This is a genomic window from Candidatus Woesearchaeota archaeon (assembly GCA_021735165.1).
Classification (GTDB): domain Archaea; phylum Nanobdellota; class Nanobdellia; order Woesearchaeales; family 21-14-0-10-32-9; genus JAIPET01.
The window spans coordinates 26,755-48,553 of the sequence record JAIPHP010000006.1 but is presented as its reverse complement, the minus strand read 5'-3'; the positions used below and the strand labels follow the sequence as shown (position 1 = coordinate 48,553).

The 21,799-nt window shown below is 31.2% G+C and carries 23 protein-coding genes and 1 tRNA gene; 8 read left to right on the top strand and 16 right to left on the bottom strand.

Annotated features, from left to right (window positions below; translation table 11 throughout):
- A complete protein-coding gene (locus K9L97_02435; protein MCF7871868.1) occupies positions 1-1,221 on the top strand; it encodes a hypothetical protein in 1,221 nt (406 codons plus the stop codon).
- Complete coding sequence (locus tag K9L97_02430; GenBank protein MCF7871867.1) at positions 1,218-1,655, top strand: hypothetical protein; 438 nt, start codon at positions 1,218-1,220, stop codon at positions 1,653-1,655. The genes K9L97_02435 and K9L97_02430 overlap by 4 nt, the downstream gene beginning before the upstream one ends.
- A gap of 73 nt (positions 1,656-1,728) precedes the next feature.
- On the opposite strand, the gene K9L97_02425 is transcribed toward K9L97_02430, so the two are convergent.
- On the bottom strand, positions 1,729-2,898 hold the full coding sequence (locus K9L97_02425) for a phosphoglycerate kinase (protein MCF7871866.1): 1,170 nt from the start codon (positions 2,896-2,898) through the stop codon (positions 1,729-1,731).
- A gap of 52 nt (positions 2,899-2,950) precedes the next feature.
- Between K9L97_02425 and K9L97_02420 the strand changes: the two genes are divergently transcribed.
- On the top strand, positions 2,951-3,643 hold the full coding sequence (locus K9L97_02420) for an RNA methyltransferase (protein ID MCF7871865.1): 693 nt from the start codon (positions 2,951-2,953) through the stop codon (positions 3,641-3,643).
- A 12-nt stretch (positions 3,644-3,655) separates the two neighbouring features.
- On the opposite strand, the gene K9L97_02415 is transcribed toward K9L97_02420, so the two are convergent.
- Together K9L97_02415 and K9L97_02410 are read right to left on the bottom strand one after the other, a co-directional pair.
- Positions 3,656-4,414, bottom strand: a complete 759-nt coding sequence (locus K9L97_02415) for a hypothetical protein (GenBank protein MCF7871864.1) — start codon at positions 4,412-4,414, stop codon at positions 3,656-3,658.
- A gap of 216 nt (positions 4,415-4,630) precedes the next feature.
- Complete coding sequence (locus tag K9L97_02410; protein MCF7871863.1) at positions 4,631-4,954, bottom strand: hypothetical protein; 324 nt, start codon at positions 4,952-4,954, stop codon at positions 4,631-4,633.
- A 150-nt stretch (positions 4,955-5,104) separates the two neighbouring features.
- Between K9L97_02410 and K9L97_02405 the strand changes: the two genes are divergently transcribed.
- Entirely contained in the window at positions 5,105-6,226 is a 1,122-nt protein-coding gene (locus K9L97_02405; GenBank protein MCF7871862.1) for a hypothetical protein, read from the top strand.
- A 65-nt stretch (positions 6,227-6,291) separates the two neighbouring features.
- A complete protein-coding gene (locus K9L97_02400; GenBank protein MCF7871861.1) occupies positions 6,292-6,492 on the top strand; it encodes a DUF378 domain-containing protein in 201 nt (66 codons plus the stop codon).
- Between the two features lie 274 nt (positions 6,493-6,766).
- Here K9L97_02400 and K9L97_02395 read toward each other — a convergent pair whose 3' ends face one another.
- The 6 genes from K9L97_02395 to K9L97_02370 all read right to left on the bottom strand — a co-directional run bounded on the left by K9L97_02395 (position 6,767) and on the right by K9L97_02370 (position 10,833).
- A complete protein-coding gene (locus K9L97_02395) occupies positions 6,767-7,363 on the bottom strand; it encodes a hypothetical protein (GenBank protein MCF7871860.1) in 597 nt (198 codons plus the stop codon).
- Between the two features lie 27 nt (positions 7,364-7,390).
- On the bottom strand, positions 7,391-7,666 hold the full coding sequence (locus tag K9L97_02390) for a ferritin (protein MCF7871859.1): 276 nt from the start codon (positions 7,664-7,666) through the stop codon (positions 7,391-7,393).
- A gap of 28 nt (positions 7,667-7,694) precedes the next feature.
- Positions 7,695-7,767 (bottom strand) — tRNA-Val (locus K9L97_02385).
- A gap of 48 nt (positions 7,768-7,815) precedes the next feature.
- On the bottom strand, positions 7,816-8,118 hold the full coding sequence (locus tag K9L97_02380; GenBank protein MCF7871858.1) for a hypothetical protein: 303 nt from the start codon (positions 8,116-8,118) through the stop codon (positions 7,816-7,818).
- Positions 8,119-8,120: 2 nt separating this feature from the next.
- Positions 8,121-9,848 carry a hypothetical protein gene (locus K9L97_02375; protein MCF7871857.1) on the bottom strand — a complete coding sequence of 576 codons (1,728 nt, stop codon included), beginning with the start codon at positions 9,846-9,848 and terminating at the stop codon, positions 8,121-8,123.
- Positions 9,835-10,833, bottom strand: coding sequence for a protein translocase subunit SecF (locus tag K9L97_02370; GenBank protein MCF7871856.1), 999 nt, complete (start codon positions 10,831-10,833; stop codon positions 9,835-9,837). The genes K9L97_02375 and K9L97_02370 overlap by 14 nt, the downstream gene beginning before the upstream one ends.
- Before the next feature lie 149 nt (positions 10,834-10,982).
- Between K9L97_02370 and K9L97_02365 the strand changes: the two genes are divergently transcribed.
- Complete coding sequence (locus K9L97_02365; GenBank protein MCF7871855.1) at positions 10,983-11,843, top strand: hypothetical protein; 861 nt, start codon at positions 10,983-10,985, stop codon at positions 11,841-11,843.
- A gap of 60 nt (positions 11,844-11,903) precedes the next feature.
- Here the strand turns inward: K9L97_02365 and dph5 are convergent, their stop codons facing one another.
- The 5 genes from dph5 to K9L97_02340 all read right to left on the bottom strand — a co-directional run bounded on the left by dph5 (position 11,904) and on the right by K9L97_02340 (position 15,723).
- A complete protein-coding gene (dph5, locus tag K9L97_02360) occupies positions 11,904-12,707 on the bottom strand; it encodes a diphthine synthase (protein MCF7871854.1) in 804 nt (267 codons plus the stop codon).
- Between the two features lie 170 nt (positions 12,708-12,877).
- Entirely contained in the window at positions 12,878-13,810 is a 933-nt protein-coding gene (locus tag K9L97_02355) for a hypothetical protein (protein ID MCF7871853.1), read from the bottom strand.
- Positions 13,811-13,867: 57 nt separating this feature from the next.
- Positions 13,868-14,167, bottom strand: a complete 300-nt coding sequence (rpl12p, locus tag K9L97_02350) for a 50S ribosomal protein P1 (protein ID MCF7871852.1) — start codon at positions 14,165-14,167, stop codon at positions 13,868-13,870.
- A gap of 43 nt (positions 14,168-14,210) precedes the next feature.
- Complete coding sequence (locus tag K9L97_02345) at positions 14,211-15,065, bottom strand: 50S ribosomal protein L10 (GenBank protein MCF7871851.1); 855 nt, start codon at positions 15,063-15,065, stop codon at positions 14,211-14,213.
- Positions 15,066-15,075: 10 nt separating this feature from the next.
- Entirely contained in the window at positions 15,076-15,723 is a 648-nt protein-coding gene (locus tag K9L97_02340) for a hypothetical protein (protein ID MCF7871850.1), read from the bottom strand.
- 200 nt (positions 15,724-15,923) lie between these two features.
- On the opposite strand from K9L97_02340, the gene K9L97_02335 reads away from it, so the two are divergent.
- Positions 15,924-16,565, top strand: coding sequence for a proteasome subunit beta (locus K9L97_02335; protein ID MCF7871849.1), 642 nt, complete (start codon positions 15,924-15,926; stop codon positions 16,563-16,565).
- A 94-nt stretch (positions 16,566-16,659) separates the two neighbouring features.
- Entirely contained in the window at positions 16,660-18,552 is a 1,893-nt protein-coding gene (locus tag K9L97_02330) for a beta-CASP ribonuclease aCPSF1 (protein MCF7871848.1), read from the top strand.
- 279 nt (positions 18,553-18,831) lie between these two features.
- Here the strand turns inward: K9L97_02330 and K9L97_02325 are convergent, their stop codons facing one another.
- Complete coding sequence (locus tag K9L97_02325; protein MCF7871847.1) at positions 18,832-19,131, bottom strand: hypothetical protein; 300 nt, start codon at positions 19,129-19,131, stop codon at positions 18,832-18,834.
- 67 nt (positions 19,132-19,198) lie between these two features.
- A complete protein-coding gene (locus K9L97_02320) occupies positions 19,199-21,796 on the bottom strand; it encodes a hypothetical protein (protein MCF7871846.1) in 2,598 nt (865 codons plus the stop codon).
- Positions 21,797-21,799 lie beyond the last annotated feature (3 nt).

Sequence of the window (21,799 nt, the reverse complement as noted above, 5' to 3'; positions counted from 1 at the left end):
ATGGCAATATTTAATTTCTTCAAAAAAAAAACTGTAAAACACATTCATTTAGATGAATTACTAGATTGGCTAGACGAATACGTAGAAGCACAAAAAATCTCTGAGAATATTGCGATAATTAAAAGAGAATTTAAAGCTAAAAAAGTTCGATTGAACGAATTACTGGATTCTCTTGAATCTGCAAAAGTAAAAGATACCAGTGTTATTCCTGAAAGAGCAATCAGCATATTTGAAGGTAATAGAAATAGTTATATTCACAAAATACGTTCTTTTCTTTCTAATTTAGAAATTCCTGAAAAATACGACGATGTAAAAAAATTTTTAGAGGAATCAGCAGAGAAATTAGAAAATCTTGCAACTGACACACAAAAGAATTTTTTTATTGTTAGAGACTTTGTCGCAGATGATGTTGCAACAGTTACTAAAAAACTTGGAGAATTTGATAATCTTATTTCTTCATCTATAGAACGCCTTGATAAAACTAGTTTGAATAAAGTTCAAGAAATTAAAAATTTATTAAGAAAATTTTATGATTCTGAAAGAGAACTAGAAAACTTAAGAAAATCGATGGAAAGCATTCAAGCTTCTAAGCTTACTTTGTTTGAAAGAAAAAGTAAAATAGAACAAAAAATTATTTCTTTAAGAGACTCTGCAAGTTTTAGAGATTTTGAAAAATTAAAAATTTTATTAGAAGAAAATAAAAACTCCCTTATTGAAAAAGAAAAGAAAATCCATAGCATTATATCCAGCGTTGACTCAGCAATAAAAAAATATGCGAAACTTCAAGCGAACAACATTCTTTCTGAATATCTTAAAGAACCGTTCAAAACTTTGAAAAATGATACAACCTTAAAATTGTACGAAGAATTAAATAATTTACAAAAGTCACTTCCAAAACTTGAGTTAAAAGAAGATAAAGAAATAAAAATGAAAAAAATTATTGATTCTTTAAAAAAAGATTCTTTAGAAAAATTAAGAAATTCAATCCTTAGTTTAGAAGACGAAATTAGTAATTTGAAAAAAAGAATAAGCAATAACCCTTCCAGGCTAAATGTTAAAGAACAAGAAGGTTGGGTGGAATCTATTCAAAAAGATATTGAAGAAGAAGAACGTAAAGCTGAAGAGCTAGAAAATCAGATTGAACGCATCAATACAAAACTTATCAAACAAAAAATTTCTAAATTAATAAAAGAATTAGATGAGTTTATTGAATTAAAATGAACAATATTAACGATTTTGCTAAAAGTATTAACTCTGTTGTTGATTTTGAGTACATTCTAAAAGACAATAATTACTATTTTATAACAAGCACCCAAAAATATTTTATAGACGCTGATGACCGAATGTTTCCTTCTGGTTTTTTAGGCAGAATAAAGAAAAGATTTGAGCCAAGTCTTTTTCTTTTAGAATTATTATCAAAAAATTCAGATAATAAAATTTTTATTAATGATACAGCAGAGTTTCTTTTTCTTTGCGGTAGAGATGTATTTAAGGAAAATATCACTAGAAATAATTCTAACAAAGAAATCTTTTTTGTTCAAAATAAATTTGATGAAAATCTCGGTTTTGGGACGTTTTTTAAGCAAGATAAACAAGTTCTTGTTAGAAACATTAAAGACAGGGGAGATTTTTTAAGAAGAGAAATGAACAAATAGACAACAAGACACATGATGTTAAATTATATGTCTCTTATATAGACTTAAAAAAATACTCTGGATTTGAATTTATTTAGTTATTTTCTTCAAGTGTCTTTATTGCTACTAATTTTTTCCCTTCTAGTAGCTTTAATGTCGCTCCTCCTCCAGTACTTACATGAAAGAACCTTTCCTTTATCCCTAATTTAGTAACAAGATTTGTTGTGTCTCCACCGCCTATTATTGTCTTTATTTCAGGGCTTTGTGCTAAGAATTTTAAAATGTTTACCGTTGCTCTTGCATATGCAGGATTTTCATAGTACCCTAGCGGTCCATTCCACACAACAGTTTTTGCTTTTGCGAGCTTTTTTTTGAATTCTAACACTGATTTTTCACCTATGTCAAGACCATACATGTAGCTGGGTAATTTATCTATTGTTACATTCATGCAGTTTGTGGATTCTGGATTGTCTGAAATTATTATGTCTGTTGGCAGCATTATTTTATCGTTATTGTTGAGCATTTGAGCCATAGCTATGGATTCTTTGTCTACAGGGCTTTTTCCTGTGCTTAGACCTTTTGCTTTGTAAAAAGTAAATATCATAGCGCCTCCTATAAGCAGTTTATCTACTTTCTGCGTTAAATTTTGTATTATGGGCAGTTTAGTTGATAGTTTTGCTCCCCCAATTATTGCAACGTAAGGTCTTGTTGGTTCTTTTAATATGTGATTAAAAGCTCTGAGTTCTTTTTCTACTAGTAAACCCACACATCCAGGTATGAATTTTGTTATTGCACACATTGATGCGTGTTCTCTATGACACACCGAAAAAGCGTCATTTACATATATATCTGCGTATTTTGTTAGTTCTTTTGCAAATTCTTCGTTGTTTTCTATTTCTTCTTTGTAAAATCTTAGATTTTCTAATAAAACTATTTTTGCATCTTCTGGTTCTGGAAATTCTTCTTCTCTAAAATTTATGCAATCATTTAATTTTTCTGTTGTTTTTTTTGTTAATTTGTATATTTCTTTTGCAATATTGTCCATTCGTAAGTGTTTTTCATTTCCTTTAGGTCTTCCTTGGTGACTTCCAATTATTATTTGTTTTGCTCCTTTTTTGAAAAGTAGTTTTATTGTTGGTATTGTTTCTTTTATTCTAAAGTCATCTAGTATTCTCCCTTCATTATTTATAGGTACATCAAATCCTGCTCTTAGGAACACTCTTTTTCCTTTAAAGTCCATTGCTTCTATTGTATTTACTGCCATGTGTTTTTTTGGTTCGTATAATTATTTAAATGTAACTGTTCTTCTGATTTTTATGGTGAAAATTTCAGTTATTTTAGTTGATTCCAAATTTTCTGGTAATGTGGGTGCTGTTGCTCGTGTTATGAAGAATTTTGGTTGTAATAGTCTTATTTTAGTTTCTCCTAGTTGCAAAATTGATGTTGAAGCTAAGAATAGAGCAAAGCATGCTCAGGACATTTTAGATTCTGCGATTGTTTTGAATTCTTTTGAGGAACTAAGAAATATGTTTGATACTTTAATTGGCACTACAGGTATTATTGGATCAGATTATAATGTTCTTAGGAGTCCTGTTCTTCTTAATGATTTGAAGGAGAAAATTTTAGGGTATGATGGATCTTTGGGCCTTGTTTTTGGTAGGGAAGATGACGGGTTGTATCAGAGTGAATTGTCCATTTGTGATTTTTCTTTGCATATCCCATCATCTCCTGTTTATCCTGTTCTTAATTTGAGTCATGCTGTCGCAGTTACTTTATATGAGATTTTTTCTGTTGAAAGGGGAATTAATTTGTTAGAAGAACATAAGGCTCTTAGTTTTGAAGAAAAGAATGTTTTATTAAGAGAAGTTGATAGAATTATTGATAAGACTTTTTTTTGTACTGAAGATGAGAGAGAAAATCAGAGGTCTATCTGGAAGAAATTTGTTGGTAAGGCTATGCTTACTAAACGTGAAGGATTTGCTCTTATTGGTTTTTTGAAAAAATTGTAGTTACAATAGGGGTCATTGTTTTTGATATTCGTGTATGAATGTTTGTATCATTTTCTTTTGTGTTATATCTATTATGTTTTTTTTGTCGTATAGTGCGTTTTTTGTGTAGATTGAGTTCATTTTAAGTATGTGTTTTATTTCTTTTTGTGTGTTTAGTTTGTTTATTTGTTCTATTATTGTTGTGTGTAGTTGTGAATCTATTATTTTTTTTTGTTTTTCTATGTCTTTTAATTCGTTTATTAATATTGAAGTTCCAAAATCTGTTACTTTGTAGTTTTCATGATTTTTGTGAAATTCATCTAACCAGTGGTTGTGGTTATAGAATACGTTAAATTTTGCTAGTTTAGCGTGCACTATTGCGCTTTCTGTGAATGCATTAATTATTGTTTCTGGTATTTGTTCATTGACTTTAGACCACAGTGTTTCATATGAGTTCGGGTGTATGTATTCCTCTATTAGGAAGTCTTCTCCTAAGTATAATATTTTTGGGCCAATAGTTGATTCTGTTTGTTTTATTATTTTTGCTTCGCGAATTTTTGAGTAAATATCATAGGATTTTATTACAAATTTTTGTTTGTGTGTTGTTATTAGAAAGGGTATTCTTGTTTTTCCTTTTTTTATATTATTGTTTTCTTTTAATAGTTCTACTCTACATTCTTTTATATTTGCTCGTTGTATTTTTTGTTCTAAATTTTGTATTAAAGTCCATTTGAATAAGTCTAAATGTTGTATTTGATACAATCTGTATATTTCTTCTGTTATTTGTATCATTCTCAGATTTTCAGTTTTTTTCTGTAATTTTTTTGGTTTTATTGCGTTTTTTGATTGGTTTGGTAGTTTTGATGTTAGATGGGTTATTTATTTGGTAGTTTTTATTATATGAGTTAGTATTTATGTGTGGTTTGTCTTTAGTGTTGTTTTGTTCTTTTATTTTTTTAACAAGAATAAATTTTTAATTTATAAATATTTTGTTACTTTCAAGAAGTATCATTTTTTTGTGTTTTGTGTCTCTAAAAACACTTTTACTCGCGGATCTGCTTTTGGTTTAGCTTTAGGCCCTATTTTGTAGTATGTTTTTTCTGCTTCAGAGCCCCAAGAATAAGTTCCTGATTCTTTTTGAACTTCATCTATTTGTAGTTCTCCTAGTTCTATTCCTTTTTTTAAATGGTAGTATATTCCTCTAAGAGTTATTTTAGGAAATATTTGTTTGTATATTTTATATATGTGATATCCATGCGCATTTCCGAGGAAATACAATATTTCTATTATGTTTTGTCTTACAGGGCTACCTATTGGTCTTCCTCTTCTCATAATTCATTCCTTGTTTTTCTGGTTTATATACTTTTCGAATATATTTTCTCTATTGAAGCTAATTGCACCTTTATAAATGAAACCACTATAGAATGAAAAAATATTTAAGAGAGGGGCGTTTATATTTTTCATATTGGGGAGGGTGATTTCATGAAGAAATTAATGTTTATATTACTGATGCTGATTTTAGCGAATAGTGTTTCTGCTTTAAGCGCAGATAATTTTGTTGTTGAGTCTTCATTTAATGTTAATGATTCTTTTAGAGATAATCTATATGTTATTTCTGATGATTTAGTTGTTCAGGAAGATGTTTTAGGTGATTTATATGCTCTTTCAGGAAATATTCTTTTAAATGGCACAATTAATGATGATTTTGTTGGTTTGACAGAGAATGCTTTAATTATAGGTAATATTGGTGGAGATTTGAGATTTATAGGTGGGGATTTAGTTGTCTCTGGCACCGTATTTAAGGAAGTTTTAACTTTTGCTGAATCTGTTGTTTTTGAGGAGTCCGCTGATGTGGGAGGGACAGTTTGGATTAATGCTCTACGAATTAATCTTAATGGTAATTATGATGGTTCTGTAAAGATTGATGGAGAAAATGTTGTTCTTAATGGCGTTTTTAGTGATGATGTTTATGTTAATGCTCGTTATTTGAGTGTTGATGAGAATTCTTTATTTTTGGGAGATGTATATTTGAGTGATAATCTTGTTATTGATAATTCTCTTGTCAAAGGAGATGTTTATAATTTTACTTATGAAGGATTTTTATCGGATTTTAGTAAGTATACTTTCGGAATTTTTGAGTGGTTTTTGACTTTGGTGACCATTTTTGTTACAGGCGTTGTATTTTTACTTGTTTCTAGAGATTTTTCTAGTAGATTAAATGTTACTTTGATGCAAAGACCTCTTTATTCTTTTTTGATTGGATTAGCAAGCATCATTTTAATCCCTGTTGTAGGATTCGCCCTTTTATTTAGTGTTGTTGGTTTACCTCTTAGTTTTATTTTATTTGCGGTCTACGGCATTTTGTTTTTATTAAGTGGTGTTGTTGGTGCTTGGTATCTTGGAGGTTTACTTATTAGATTATTTACTTCTGAAGATTATAAATATGTTAAGATGTTTTTGGGTTCCATCATTTTTATGGTAGTTATTTTAATTCCTATTTTAGGAGTTTTGATTTGGGTTATTTTGAGCATTATGGCTTTTGGCTCTTTTATTAGAAATTTTTATGGCAAAGATAAACCTAAGCGTAGGAAGAAAAAGAAGTGATTTTTTTGTTTTTTGCCATAAAATTTAAATATTCAACAACACAATTTTAGGTCAGGGGTGATTAAATGGCTAAAAAAACAACGTTAGATTGGATAGCTTTGATTTTGTTGATAGTTGGCGGTTTAAATTGGCTACTTGTTGGCTTGTTTAATTTTGATTTAGTAGCTGCTATTTTCAATAGTTGGGCACCAGTTATAGGAACCATAGTATATATTTTGGTTGGTTTGTCAGCTTTGTATACTATTTATTTCTTAGTGAAAAAATAGGTTCTTAATTTTTTCTTTTTTTTATGTGTTTGTTTTCTATATTTTTATTTCATTTAGTTTTAATAAGAGTATCATCTTTTTAGATTGAGGTGGTTTTTTATGAGAACGTTTGTTTATTTAGGAGGATCTTTTGTTGATGTTAGCAGCAAAGATTGTTCTTTGTTGTTTGATGATTTAATTGATCAGATTGAGTGTGAAGAGCAAAAAAGAAATTTTTAAGTTGTTGTTTCATTTGAAATTGCATTTGTATTTATGTTGTTGATGTTTTTTTAGTTTAAGATGTTTTAACAGTAGTGATTTTCGTTAATTTTTGTTCTATTTCTTTCCAGTTTTTGACACGAACTATGTTTTCTGGTAATTTCTTTGTTTGATTCCATGGTTGGTTCAACAGCAGTATTTTTGTGCCTGTTTTTGCTATTTTTTTTGCGTAGTTTAGATTGTCTTCAATCATTACTTGTATTTTTAGGCTTTTACATATTTGTGTTTTGTTTTTTTTGGTGGTTTGAACTAAATCATTTGAGAAGTGTATTTCTTTGAACATGTTTGGATGATGTTTTTTTATCCAATTAACTGTTTTTTCTTTTGTTAATTCAGGTCTTGCTGTTATTGCATATAGTTCATGTTTTTTTGTTAATTTTTTTATTATTTTTTGGCTGTCTTTTACTGGTTTTGTTTGTTCAAATTCTTTGCTTTGGTAGAATTCATATATTTTTTGAATGGTGTCATTTTTTGTTGTTTTCCACAAATGTGATAAATCAAATTTTTTTATGTTTTCTTTTTCGTGGTTCGTATTTTCTTTTTTGTTGAAGTATATTAGTACTTGAGGTATTAGATCTGCTAGCACTTCATCTATGTCTATTCCTATTCTCATTTTTGATGTTTTATTCGTTTTTGTTTTTTAGTGTTGCCCTGTTATTGGTCCGTTTTTAAATAGTGTTTCTTTCAGTTCTTTTTCTAGTTGAGAATCTTGTCTTCTAATCCATTCTAATAACATTGCAAAGTGTTCTTTTTCTTCATCTGCGTTGTGTATTAATATTTTTTTTAGTTCTTCGTCAGTGCATGCATCTGCTCTTTGATTGTAGAAATCTACTGCTTCTATTTCTTCTCGTAGTGATTCTATTGCTCTGTGCGTATTTTGTGTTTTTTCACTTAATTTGGTTGTTTTTTCTTCCATTTTTGCCCCCTCTTGTTTTGGTTTTTTATGGGCTCGCCCAGAATCGAACTGGGGATCTCCCGCGAGTCAGGCGGACGTCATAGCCACTAGACCACAAGCCCTGTTATATTTGTATTATAAAAGTGAGTTCTTCTTTAAAAATATTTATTTTATAGAAGTGATTCTTTTAGAATTATTAAATATTTTTCGTGGTTTTCTTCATTCGTGTTTATATTATTTTGTATATCTATAATTTTTCCTTTGTGTGTTATGTTTTCTTGATCTGTGTATTGCGGTAAATATTTTATGAATATGTGTTTGCTCTCAGGCGTATCTATTGTTATTAGAAATTCTTTTTGGTTTACTTTTTTTAGTTGCAAATTTTCTATTATTTTTTTGTTTCGGGATACTCTTATTTTATTTGCTTCATCTACTGTTTTTTTTACTTTTTCATATAGTTGTTCTGGATTCATTTTTATTTTTCAAGAAGTATTTCAAGTATTGCTGCAAATGCAGGCCTTGTTATTAGAACACCTATTGTTACTCCGGCTATGGTTGTTATTGCGAATCCCATCAAAAGTCCTGCACCTGCAAACATAAGAGGGATCATTGCTACTACGAGTGTAAAGTATGCTGCCATTATTATGAAGAATGCTCGTTTCATTCTAGCTTTCCAATCTATTGTTTCGTCTTTGTTTTTTCTTCTTCCTAGTGTTTCGTCCGTTATAACTATTTGATCATCTACTCCGCTTCCTACAGCAATTATTATTGCAGCTATTGCTACTATGTCTATATTCCAACCTATAAATGCTGCAAATCCTAGCAAAATTATTACTTCTGATAGCATCGTTATTGCCATAGGTATGCTTATTCTTGGTTCTCTGTATCTTATTGCTACAACTATTATTACTGCCAGTATTGCTAGTAGTCCTGTATTCATAGCGGTTTTTGTAAAGTCTTTTCCTAATATCGCGCTTACGGTATTTACATTTGCTATTTCTAGTTTTACAGGTAAAGATCCTGTTATGAGTAATGTTTGGAGTCTTTTCATTTCTTCTTTTGCATTTTCGCTCGCACTTTTTTGTGAAGTTCCTTGTCCTGAACCTGATATTCTTATTTGAGTTGTTGCTAGCCCTTTTAGTCCGGAGCTTATGCTTAGTTCATCTACTTTTTCTCCATCTAATATTAATGACAGATTTTCTGTTAGGTAATTTTGTCCAGAGGAACTTGGAATTATTCCTAGATCTCTTGTTGCATCTGCTTGCCTTTCTGCTGCTATTTGACTTAGTGTTATTTGGAACCAAAATCCGCAGAAGTACGTTCCGTCTGTTGTTTGTTGACAGGTATTTATTGGATCTATGAATGAGCATTGACTCGTTCTGCACACATTTAGTATGTCTTTATTTCCGCCTTCAAATACTGTTATTTGTCCTATTTTTGCTTGGAATTCTCCTTGTTGTGTTAATAGCTCTTTTATTTGATCCTCGTTTGTTCCTGCTATTTCTACAGATATGAATTGGTTTCCAAAGAAATCTCTTGTCGGCCTTACAGTTATATCGCTGACTCCAAAAACGTTTAGTCTTTGTTTTATATTTTCTACTATTATGTCCATGTCTTCATCATTTATTTCTTCTTGTGGTTTTAGTAGTACTCTGGTTCCCCCTTCTAAGTCTAGACCTTTTTTTACGTTACTAGTCGGACGGTCGTATACTGTTATTCCTATATCTTGTTTTCCTATTATTTCTTCTTTATATACTGGTTTTTCTGTTTCTATTTCTTCTGTTATTGTTTCGTTTGTAGTTTCGTTTACAGTTGTTCTGTTTATTAGTGTTGTTTCTGTTTCGTTTGTTAGTGTTAAATTAATTAGGGGGTTTATTGTTATGAAATATGTTTTTTTGTTTGTTTTTATTGTGAATGTGTCGTTTATTTGAAATTGTTCTATTGAATCGTAGTATTCTTTTATTGTGTTTATTGGTTGGTCGTTTACACTTAGTATTACTTCTCGACCCATAGGTTTTGTTGTTTGCGGCGGGCTCAATATTGGTGTTGGGAATGCTTGTGCTGCCGCGCTGTCTTTTTGCACGCTTCTTATTGCTACACCTTGTTCTGAGAATCCTGGTTGTATTAGTATTACTGATATTATTAGGAACGCGAGTAGTATTAGTATTCTTTTGTTTGTGAATATTTTTTTAATTTTGTTCATTTTTTTCTTTCCTTTCCATATACCATCTTAGTATGCTTGCGTTTTGTAACCAAGTATTTATTAGGTCTACTAACAGACCTATTAATATGATTGTCATTATTTCAGTTAGTTCTCCTATTGAATTTAAATGAGCCATTATTAAGGTCACTATTATAGCGGCCATTGTTGTTACAGTCATGGTAATTCCAGTTTTCATTGAATCTATTGTTCTTTTGTAGACAGTTCCTTCTTTATTTTTTAGTACTCTGGAGCTTAGTAGTATGTCTGTGTCTACTGAATATCCTATTAGCATCAGTAGCGCTGTTATTCCTGCTACGCCTATTTTCATACCAAATAAGTCTGTTATTGCTATTGTTACAATTATGTCTGATATTGCTGCAAGTATTACTGCTGCGCTTGGTATTATTGTTCTGAAGTATAGAAAAACGACTATGCCCATAAAGAGCAGTGCTATTAATATGCCAACCATTAGTTGTTGGAAGAAAGATTCTCCCATTTTTGCGCCCAGGATGTTTTCTGTTAGTTCTCCTTGTGATGGATTTGTAAGTTCTTTTACTTTGTTGGTGAATTTTTTTACTTGTTCTTGGTTTTCTTGTATTATGTTTGATTCTATTGTTATTCCTGTTATTTGTCCAAAGCTTGTCGTTTCTCTTACTATTACGTCATTTAATGGAAATTCCTGTTGTAGTTTTTGTTCAATTGTTTTTGCGTTTAGTCCTTGTTTTGTTATTATTAGTTCTGTTCCTCCTGTAAAACTTATTCCTTTAGTTATGAAATCTCCTGTTGTTGCTATATTTATTCCTATAATCATTATTCCAAATAGTAGCATTACAAAAGGTATTATTAGAAGTTTTTTGTAGTGTTTGTAGTAAAATGAGTTTGATGTATCTTTTTCTTTCTCTATTTTTTTCGTTTCTGTTTGTACATCCACAATTTTTGGTTGTTTTTTTAGGAATCTTTTTTGTCTTTTTTCTCTTCGGTTCACTAAGATCTCCTCTTTTGTTTTGGATAGAGGTTTTATTTATAAGGATATCGGTATCTTCTTATAGCGCGCTGCGTTGTAATAACCACACCCTCAAAACACTATTGTTTAGTAGCAAAATATTTATAAAGAGTTGGAATTTGCTTTTGTGCATGAACATTATCGTATTGAAAAAAAGTGTTGATAATTATTTTGGTGTTGATATTGGCAAGGATAGTTCGCGTAAACGTAATGTAGAACATTTATTTTTAAAAGATAAACCTAATTTTTTAAATTATATGATGAATCATTCTTTTGAATTATTTCCTGATTCAAGAGATCTTAATTCGGAAGATATTGTTGTTAGAACTTATTTGGGAGAAGATGCTGGTTGTTTATCATTGGATGCGTTTGTTGATTCTGATTTGAAAAAAAATATCGATTTTTATTCTAAACACATGATTAAATCTGTTGAGAATGTGACTGCTAAAAAGCTCGGTTTTTTTGAAAAAATATATGTTGGTTTTGACGAAAATGTTCTTGCTTTGAACGATTTACCCCATATTTTGAATTGTTATTCTGTTGACTCTAAAAAGAAAGAAGATGTATTTCTTCGAAGACTATTTCATGTTTCTTTTGATAGTAAGCATGTTGCTTTGTATCAAGTTAATGATACTTCTTTTTTTAATGATGATGCGTATAGGGGGGGAGCACCTGTTGCTTATGCTGTTGAAAGAAAGAAAAATAAAAATATTCGTTTGAGCAACGTAGCCAGGAAACCTGTTTTAATTAGTCCTGTTTTTTATCTTAGAGCTATTGATACTAATGAATCTTCAGTTAATTTGGTTGGGGGAGACCATTTTAATAATTATTTCGAAGATCCTGTTCGTGTAGATTATTCGAATAAATTTTTGAATCCTGTTGGTTTAGGAGTTGTTTCTTTGAGCCAGCCATCTAGGCAATCAACGATTGAGTTGATTAGGAATTTTATTCGTGAAGAAAAAAATATTAGATCTAGGCGTTATGGTTTTTGATTTTTTTGATAATTTTATACGTTGATAATAATGTTTATTATTTTTAAGCGCCAGTTTTTCTTATTTGTGTTGGTTTATCATTTGTTCTTCTATTTCGTGAAGTTTTCCTGGAATTATTAGAGAATGCATTTCTTTTCCGAAGTTTGTTTGTTCTAGTTCTTTTAGCGTTGCTGTTTTTATTATTTGATCTTCTGCGCCAATTCTTGCTATTCCTATTCCAATAGTTTCATCAGAGATTATTTTGTTTTGTTTTTTTTCTTCTAACTTCTTTAGTATTTTTATTGCTTTGTTTATTGTCATGAACCTTGGAGGTTCTGGCTTATCTAGTTCTTTTCTTATATTTTCTGGAGTTGGTTCTGCTACTTTTATATCTAGTAAACAGAGCGTGTGTAGTCCTCTTTTCAGGTTTTCGTTTATTACATTGTATGGAGTTTCTGGCAGCCAGTTGTTGTCGTCAAACACTACGCTTGTTGTTTTTCCTAATTTATATAGTTCTAGTCCTGTTTCTCCTATTGCATTCATTATTGATGCGTTATGATATATTTTTATTTGAATGTTTTTTTCTTTTGCTCTTAAAAATAAATCAGCGTGAGTTGTTGCTCCAAAAGCATCACCGACTACTAGGAATGCTATATTTTCTGTTTTTGCAGGGTTTAGTATTTTGTCTGATTCTTTTTCTACTAGTTCTCTTGTGGCTAGGATTATTTTTTTTTGATAGAAGTTTTCCATTTCTTTTTGTGTGCAGTTCATTATTGCCGTGTAATTTTCTAGAAATACTAGTTTTGATTTCATTATTGCATTCATGCCATTTATTGTTATATCTCTAAGATTTCCAAGTCCTAAGCTTATTATGTGTAAAGTCATATGTTTAGAAGTGGTGTTTTGTTTATATTTTTACTTGTCTTTTGTGAATTTTCACAGGAGTTTATGGAGTTTTTGTGTTCTTATCGTCAGCATTTAGGTATTTTTTAGTTTTAAGTTCAATTTTTTGTTTTTAGAAATAATTTTTGTTATAGTATTTTATAAAGAAATAATTATTTGTTTTCTGTGTCGTTTTGTTGTTCTTTGTTTGGCTTCTTTTTTTGTCCTGTGCTTCCTGTTCTTTGCAGTATTAGTAGGTCTTCTGTTGTTAGTTTTTTTCTTTTTTCTAGTTTTTCTTCTACTTCTGCTGCTTTTTTCTTTAGTTCTTGTCTATCATTTCTTTGCCGTTCTTCTTTGAATTCTATGTTATGCTCTTGAAGTTTGCTTTGTAGTTCATTTACAGCTTTTAATTTTTCTTTTAAATCTTTGTTTGCTTCTGTAAATACGTCTTTTTGTTCTGAGAATTGTTTGAATGCTTCTTCTTCTTTTTCTTTTAGTTCGTCTATGTCTTTTGATAGCTTTATTAGGTCTTCGTGATATTGTTGGCTTAATTGTGCTTTTTCTTGCATATCTTTGTGCAGTTTATTTGCTTCTTTTTTGAGTTTGTCTGTTTCTTTGCTTTTTTCTTTTATTTCTTTTGTTGCCTCTCTTATTGGTGCTAACGTTTCTAGTTCTTTTCTTAGCTGTTTTAGCTGTTTCATCAGTTTTTGTTCTTGCGCATACTTCATAGGAGTTGTTTCCATGTTATATTCTATTTTTTCTATTTGTTTTTTTATGAATCCATAACTTTTATTTTTGTCTCTTTTTATATCAGTTTTATCATCTTTGTGAACTAAGTCTTTTATGTTTGTGCTTATTGCTGTGTTTAGTTGGTTTCTTTTGTCTTTTAGAGTTTTTACTTCTGTTGAGAATTGATTTCTTTTTTGTTTTAGGTCTTTAACTTGATTTATTTTGCTTTTTATTTGTGTACCTATTTCTGCTTTTTTTGAGAACCATTTTTCTTTTTCTTTGTTAAGCTCGTTCAGTCTCTTTTTTAGATTGTTTACTTCATCTTTTGCTTTTTTTAGTGTCTCTAAGAGCTTTTCCTTTTCTTGTTCTTGTAACATGTTGGTATCACTGATGAAAAATTAGTTTAAAAAAATTAAAAAAATTGTTTTTTAAGCTTATCCGAAAAGTGCGCCTAGTCCTGCTGCTGCAGCTCCATCATCTTTCTTTTCTTCTTTCTTCTCTTCTTTCTTCTCTTCTGCTGCTGGTGCTGCTGCTTGCGCTGCTGCTGGTGCTGGTGCTATTGCTGCTGATTTTATAGCTTCTTCTATGTCCACTCCATCTAGTGCTGCTATTAGTGATTTTACTCTTCCATCATCTGCTTGAACGCCTGCTGCTGTTAGTACTTTCTTTACTGATTCTTCATCAACTTTTTGCCCTGCTTTGTGCAGGAGTAATGCTGCATATACATATTCCATTTTTTGTTCCTCCTAATTGTATAGTATTGTACTTTCGTTGGTCTTATTCTTTTGTTACTTTGTTTTTAATTGCTGTTGCTTGAGCTTCTGCTTTAGCAAGTACTTTTACTGTATCTTTTGTTATTATATTTTGTGAATCTGCTAATCCTATTGCTTCTGTTGTTGCTTTGCATATTAATTGTGTTATGTTGTCTTTTGTCGGGTATGCTATTCCTATTGTTAAAGCAAATGCATCTCTTGCTGCTCCTTTAAGTTGTGCTAGGAATGCATCTTCGTCTATGTCTAGGTCTTTTTTTGTTAGTATTGATCCTTTTTCGTATGCTGCTTGTAGGTTTAATCCTATTTCCATAGGATATATTTCTAGTCTTGTTAGTAATGCGGCCAGTCCTTGTTTTACTTCTTCGCCTTCTTTTGCTACTGTGACATCTTTTTTTACTGCGACTTTTCCGTTTTCAACACCAGTTATGATTCTAAATTGACCTAATTCACCTATTATTGGTCCTGGTGCAAAATTTGTCGGGCCTGCCTTTACAATTATGTCTTTAGGGGCTATTTGTCCTCCTTTTATTGGCGCTGGACTTTTACTTTTTTTTAGTATTTTAAACAGTGTGAATGGGTTTTCGTTTGTGAATAATAAAGCTGGCATCCCCGTCATATATTTTATTAGTTCGTCTATTTTTTCTTTTCCTGAATCATTTATTGCTAGTTTTAGAAGTCTTCTTTTTGTCATTTGTAAATGAGCTTTACCTCGTAGACTGGCTCTCATTTGGTTTAGTTGTTTTGCAGGCAAATTCTCTACATCTACTGCGGCTATGACTTCGTACTTTTTTATTAAATCTGAAAATTCTTTAACGATTTTTTTCTTTTCTTCTGATACATGTGCTTGAACTTTTTCCATTTTGATTCCTTTATTCTATCTTTACTGGTTTGCTCATTGTTAGTTTTAGCATTATTTCTTTGACGTTTGATTTTTCTTTTGGTAAGTGATGCACTATTTGATTGTATGCATGTTGTATGTTTTCTATTATTTGTTCGTCAGTCATATCTTCTTTTCCTATTTTTACTTGAATGACTGGTGATTTTTTCGCCATTACTCTAACTGTTTTTTGTAGTCTCTCATATATTGTTTCTACTTGCCCTTTGGCAGGCAGTACAGATCCTAATTTTGGATTTGGCATTTTATTTCTTGGGCCTAGCACTCTTCCGAATGTAGCTGCAACTTTTGGCATTATTTCTGCTTGTGCTATGAAAAAAGTATGTTCAGCTGCTAACTTTTTAGCTAGTTTTTTATCTTTATATTTATCAAAGTCATCTACATTTATTGTGATATCGCATATTTTTTTCGCTTTTTCTTCTAGTTCAGGTCCTACTAGGGCTGCTACTTTTTGTTTTCCTTGAATGTGAGGTATTGTTGTAAAGAAATCTACTTGTTCATCAACGTTTTTCAGATTTAAATCTTTTAGTGTTACTATCAAGTCAAATGATTGTGAGAATTTTCTTTTTTTTGCGTTTTCTCTTAAGTCCTTTATTGATTTTTGTATTAAATTTTTATCCATATTAATTCCCTCCTACGTGAAGTAGTGTTTTCGGGTAATTGTCAGGAATGCTGTTTGATTTATAAAGGTTACTGTGGTTGTTTTGGATTATTTAGCAAAAACTATATAAATAAATGGAGACTTACGTAGTTTAATGAAATTTTTTCTAGCGATTCTAAAGGCTGCTAGGCACAATATAATATAAATTGGGATTGATATTAATGAGTGAAGATAAAAATATTTTAAAGACAGGCACTACAACTGTCGGTGTGTTGGCAAAGGACAGCGTTATTTTGGCTGCTGATAAGAGAGCTACAGCAGGAAGTCTTATTGTTGATAAGACTGTGGAGAAAGTCATTCCAATCACCGATAATTTAGCTTTGACTTTGTCAGGTAGTGTTTCTGATGTTCAAGTTTTAATTAAATATCTGAAAGCTGAACTTGCTTTAAAGGAATTAAAAACTGGCAGGGTTGCTAGCGTTAGAGAGGCTGCTAATTTATTATCTGCGTTTACTTATAGCGGGATTAGAAGCCGAGGAAGTATAACCCATTTTATTATTGGAGGGTATGATTCTACAGGAGCTCATCTATATGATATTTTCCCTGATGGATCTTTGACTGAAATTAAACCAGAAGTTGGATTTGTTACTAGCGGGTCTGGCATGGTTTACGCATTAGGTGTTTTAGAAGATTCTTACAAAGAAGGATTGACAGAAGATGAATCAGTAGACCTTTGTTTTAGGGCAATTGGTTCTGCTTTAAAGAGGGATAACGCATCAGGTGAAGGCGTTGATGTTTTTGTTATTAATAAAAATGGTGTGAAAAAACTTGCACAAAAATTGATTAGTAACAAATTAAATTAATTAAATTAATTTTTTTGTCATAAAGGTTATTTAAAAAATTGAGTTAGGTGAAATTTAAATAGTATTTTTTTAAGAAAAGTGAAGTGAAAGTTCTATGTCAAGCGAAATAATAAAGGAAATATTAAAGGATATACCGAGTGGAAAGATCAGTGATGCTGTTTTTGAGGGTGCAAATATTGTTTTGTATTCTAAAGATAAGACTTTTGTTAAGGATGATAAGGGTCTTGTGAAGAGCATTGTTTATAAAATTAAAAAAAGAATTGAATTAAGGCCGGATCCAGAGTTGTGTCATGATCCTGATAAAGCTGAGAAAGAAATCAGAGCATTGATTGGTGATGAAGCTGGAATTGATCAGATAATATTTGATCCTCAAAGATCAATCGTCATTATTGAAGCTGAGAAACCTGGTCTTGCAATAGGCAAACAAGGTGAATTGCTACAACGAATAAAGGCCAAAACTTTTTGGGTTCCTCAAATTAAGAGAACTCCTCTTATTAGAAGTCAAATCATTGAAAATATTCGAAGCGTTTTATATCAAAATTCTGATTATCGTAGAAAATTTTTGAACAAAGTTGGTGAAAGAGTGTACAACGGTTGGCTTCGTCAGAAGAAACATGAGTGGATTAGAATAAGTTATCTTGGTGGTGCAAGACAAGTTGGCAGATCTTGTTTGTTATTACAAACTCCAGAGTCAAGAGTTTTATTAGATTGTGGTATTGATGTTAGTAGTCCTGATGATCCTTATCCGTTTTTAGAAGCTCCTGAGCTAAATATTAAGGAACTAGATGCAATTATTGTTAGTCATGCTCACGTTGACCATACGGGTTTGATTCCTTATTTGTTTAAGTTTGGTTATAGAGGCCCTGTTTATTGTACAGCGCCCACAAGAGACATTATGGCTTTGTTGCAATTAGATACTATTAAGATTGCGCGCGGAGAAGGCAAAGATCCTATTTATGATACTGATGATGTAAAAGAGATGGTGAAACACACTATAACGTTGGATTATGAAGAAGTGACGGATGTAACTCCTGATGTTAGAATTACTTTGTATAATGCAGGACATACACTTGGCAGTAGCATGGTTCATATTCATGTAGGTAACGGCTTGCACAATTTATTATATACTGGAGATATTAAATTTGTTAAAACTCGTCTGTTAAGCCCTGCTGCAACTCAGTTTCCAAGATTAGAAACTATGCTTGTCGAATCCACGTATGGTGGTAGAGAAAATGTTACGGAGTCTGTCAGGACACAAGACAATATTTTACAAGAAGTCATTAAAACTGCAGTTAACCGCCATGGCAAGGTTTTAATGCCTACTTTAGGAAGCGGTCGTGGTCAGGAAGTTTTGATTTTGGTTGAAGAAATGGTAAGGAATGGATTGATTCCAGAAATTCCCATTTATATTGATGGCATGGTTTGGGACATTACTGCTATTTTTACGGCATATCCTGAATTTTTGAACAAAACGATTAGACAACAAATTTTCCACAAAGACAATAATCCTTTTTTGAATAAAAACATTAAACAAGTTGGAAGCCAAAAAGAAAGACGACAAATCATGGAAGAAGAAGGTCCTTGTATTATTCTTGCTACTAGTGGTATGCTGAGTGGGGGCCCTAGTGTTGAGTATTTAAAGGGTTTAGCTGAAGATAAAAGGCACACTCTAGTATTCTCATGTTATCAAGGGGAAGGTACGCTTGGTAGGCGTATTCAGCGCGGAGAAAAAGAAATTATTTTCCGTGAAGGTGGCAAAGAAGAAGTTCTTAATATTAGAATGGATGTTACTAGAATTGAAATCAGCGGTCATGCAGATCGTAGAGAATTAATCAACTTTGTTCAACATCTAAGTCCTAGACCTCGTAGAATTTTAATTAACCACGGAGAAAATAATAGATGTTTGGATTTAGCTTCTACGTTACACAAACAGTTCAGAGTAGAAACTGAAGTTCCAAGAAACCTTGAATCTGTCAGAATTAAGTGAATTTAGTTATATCCTTAACACAGTTAATTAATTGCTTTAAAATTGTATTTATGAGTAAATTATTTTTAAAGCGCTGAATATGAATAGATAACTATGATAAAAATTGTTATTTTAAATTCCTACTTAGAAAAGCAAAAGCGTGCCTAGAATACCAAGGCACAAAAATCTTTTGGTGTATATCTACGACCTAAATATACAGAAACATGTTCTCAATAAAAACACTAAAAATTATTCCAGCAACATCTTATTTAAGTGCACACAGTTTAATGATAGAAAAATTCAATTAGATAATTTGTCAAATTTTTCTTTTGCTTTTTTTTCCTTGAAAAAGACTTCATGGCTTGCTCTTTTTTCAAATAAAGCAACAGCGATATCTACAAGAATTTGTTGACTCTCCATTAGTTTTTTATCTAAAACAATACTTCTAGCATCATCAACGCACTGCAACATTTTCAAAATATTATCATTTCTGCAGTCTTGTTCTGCTTTTTTCTCTTCTTCTTCAGTTAAATATATCTCTTCCCATTTAGGATATACAGATTTATCCGTGCTTTTTGGAAACGTTTTACTAAAAGGCATAATACTTATGAAATACAAGTATTTTATATATTTACTGGAAAGAAAACCGAAAAAAAACCAATATTAGTTAATCTTCATCAACATCATGAATCGCTGTAGGACTACCACCGCCGTGCCAAGTAAATCTGGGTCTGATTCGAACAGGATACATTTTTTCGTTTGTGTCATCAAAAATAATAGCTGCGCCTTTTTCTCTAGGTAAATTGTCAAGTTCTTCAACTAGACCTTTTCGCATATATGACTGCATTAACATGCCCAAAGCGTCTGTGTCCATTTTAGCGGTAATACGATGTGCAATAACAGTATCTGATTGCGTCATAACATCAGTATGTATTTTACCAGGCTGCTGAGTGGCTAAAATCAAACTAATGCCTGGTTGTCTTCCTTCTCTTAGAATAGTAACTAAAGGATCTGTAGCTAAAGTCTTTCCTTTAACAGGTAAAAATTCATGAGCTTCATCTAATACTAACCAAACTAGAGGAAAATTTTGTTTTTTTACGGCTTCATCACTATAAGGATTGAGACTCTTATGCAAATCCAAATATTCTTCTTCTTTTCTTGCAGTCATACGTTGAATAAAAAGCTTTTCGGCAACTAGCCCAACAACTAAATTTTTAATCTTCCAAGAACCTTGCATAGTAGCATAACAACTAACATCCAAAACAGTGACTTGCCCAGGCATAGCAATATCTGAAATCTTTGTTGCTGTTTTAGAAAACAAACCCCAATTATCTGCATTCAAAAAACGATTCTTGGCAGCGTTCACTTCGTTTTCTTCAGCGCTTTTTTCAGCATCTAAAGATTTGATGATGTCTTTGATGCCGTAATCTTTACCCGATTCTTTCAAATCGTAAATAACTTTTTCGATAAGAACACCAACTGGATCATCTTCTGATAAACCAAAAGTTACAACCCAATCATGACCTGAAAGCTCGGATGGTTTAATACTGAACGGATAATCTGTGGGAATGCCTTTTTCTTTAAACTCATCGTGATAACCTGAAGGCGTGAAAATTTTTACATCCAAACCTTTTCCTTGTAATCCCCAAGAATCTAACAAATCAGGATCTTGTTTATTACCATACTTCATAGTCCAATAAACACCCATAGTGTCTACGAGGATTATTGATAAATTTTGTTTTATTTCTTCAGGCAAATCAGCAACACCTTCGGCAATAACACCCATAGTGTAAGAATTGTGAACAATTATATCATTTGCAACAAAATTGTGCGTGTCTGGAACAGAAAAATCATAAACAGGTATAGATTCGTCTATTTCTTCAACACAAATAATTTCATCCCAATAAATATCTGAATTGACCAATTTATTTACAGCGTCATGTTTATCATTAATAGAGATTTGCGCCAATCTTTGTTCAGAGCAATAAGAACTCCCCTGATTTACTACATTTTCAAAAAGGTTGTAACCTAATCCATCATCATTAACAACAGGCAGAGTATGATCACAAAAAGTTAGTAATTCTTTAGGAATATTGTCTAAATTGGAATTGTTCTTTACTTTTTCAGTTTCTAAAAAAGCACGCTTTTGGATTTTTTGTTTATTCCCAAAAAAACCAATTTCTTCAATAAAACTTCTTAAAAAAGAACCTTGAACGATTAATTCGTACTTTGGTCCAAAAGAAGAACCCTGTCTTTTATTTTTTAAGATGCTGACAATTCCGAATCTGGAAAGTAAATGTTGAACATCGTTGACTAATTTTTCTGAATTTGAATCATAATATATTTTCCACTCATCGTCTTCACAACACAGTCTTCCATCACAAGAAAATAATCTATTCAAAAATAAAGATAGCTTATGTTTAGGTAATTTAAAAATATCTTGGGGAACAAATTTGTTTTCTAAAGTCATGCCGGGACAGTCTGACAAATCTAGCAATTTACTTAAAGAATTTTTAAGATCTCTAACATAAAGATTTCTAGAGTCAACACTTAAATTTTTGTTTTTATCAAAAAAACAATCGATATTAGTTTCTAAAATTTTAACTGAAAAACAGTCATTATTCTCAATTATTAAATTCGAATCAAACTGTTTTATAGAACTGCAAAAATCAGATACTAAAATGGAATCCTTAATATTAAATAAAATAAAATTTTTCTTGACAATACAGCCAGCAACCAAATAAGCCAATAATTTGACTTTAGCCTCTGATAAATCATATTCTCCGAAAACTCTTTGAATTTTGGGAGTTGCAATTTTTGAACCTACCCGCAAATTTTTAGCTTCTACCCAACCCGAAACAGTTAATAAAGGATGTTCTGGAGTCAACCTCACTTTTTTTCCAGTTTCAAGAGTTAAAAGCAGAGTTTTGTCAACAATTCTTTTAAAAAAATTTTCTTTGCCCATGGATCTTATTTTCAAATCTTCATTTAAACTAATAATTTCTTGATCATTATTTTCTAACTCATCAATTTTCTTGACAGAACCATCACTTAGAGTAATTCTTGTATCCCCCGCAAGACATTTGCCGCCGCCTCTCTTACCACAAATAAAAACGACGTGACTGTTAATAACATCTAAAAAAACATCATTAGAAAGACTGGTTGTTCGGCCCATTTGAATATAATGTTTGCCTAAAAAAACAACACCTTTATTTCCAAATTTCTTTTTATCTTTTTCACTTCTACCTATAACTATATCATTCATAAC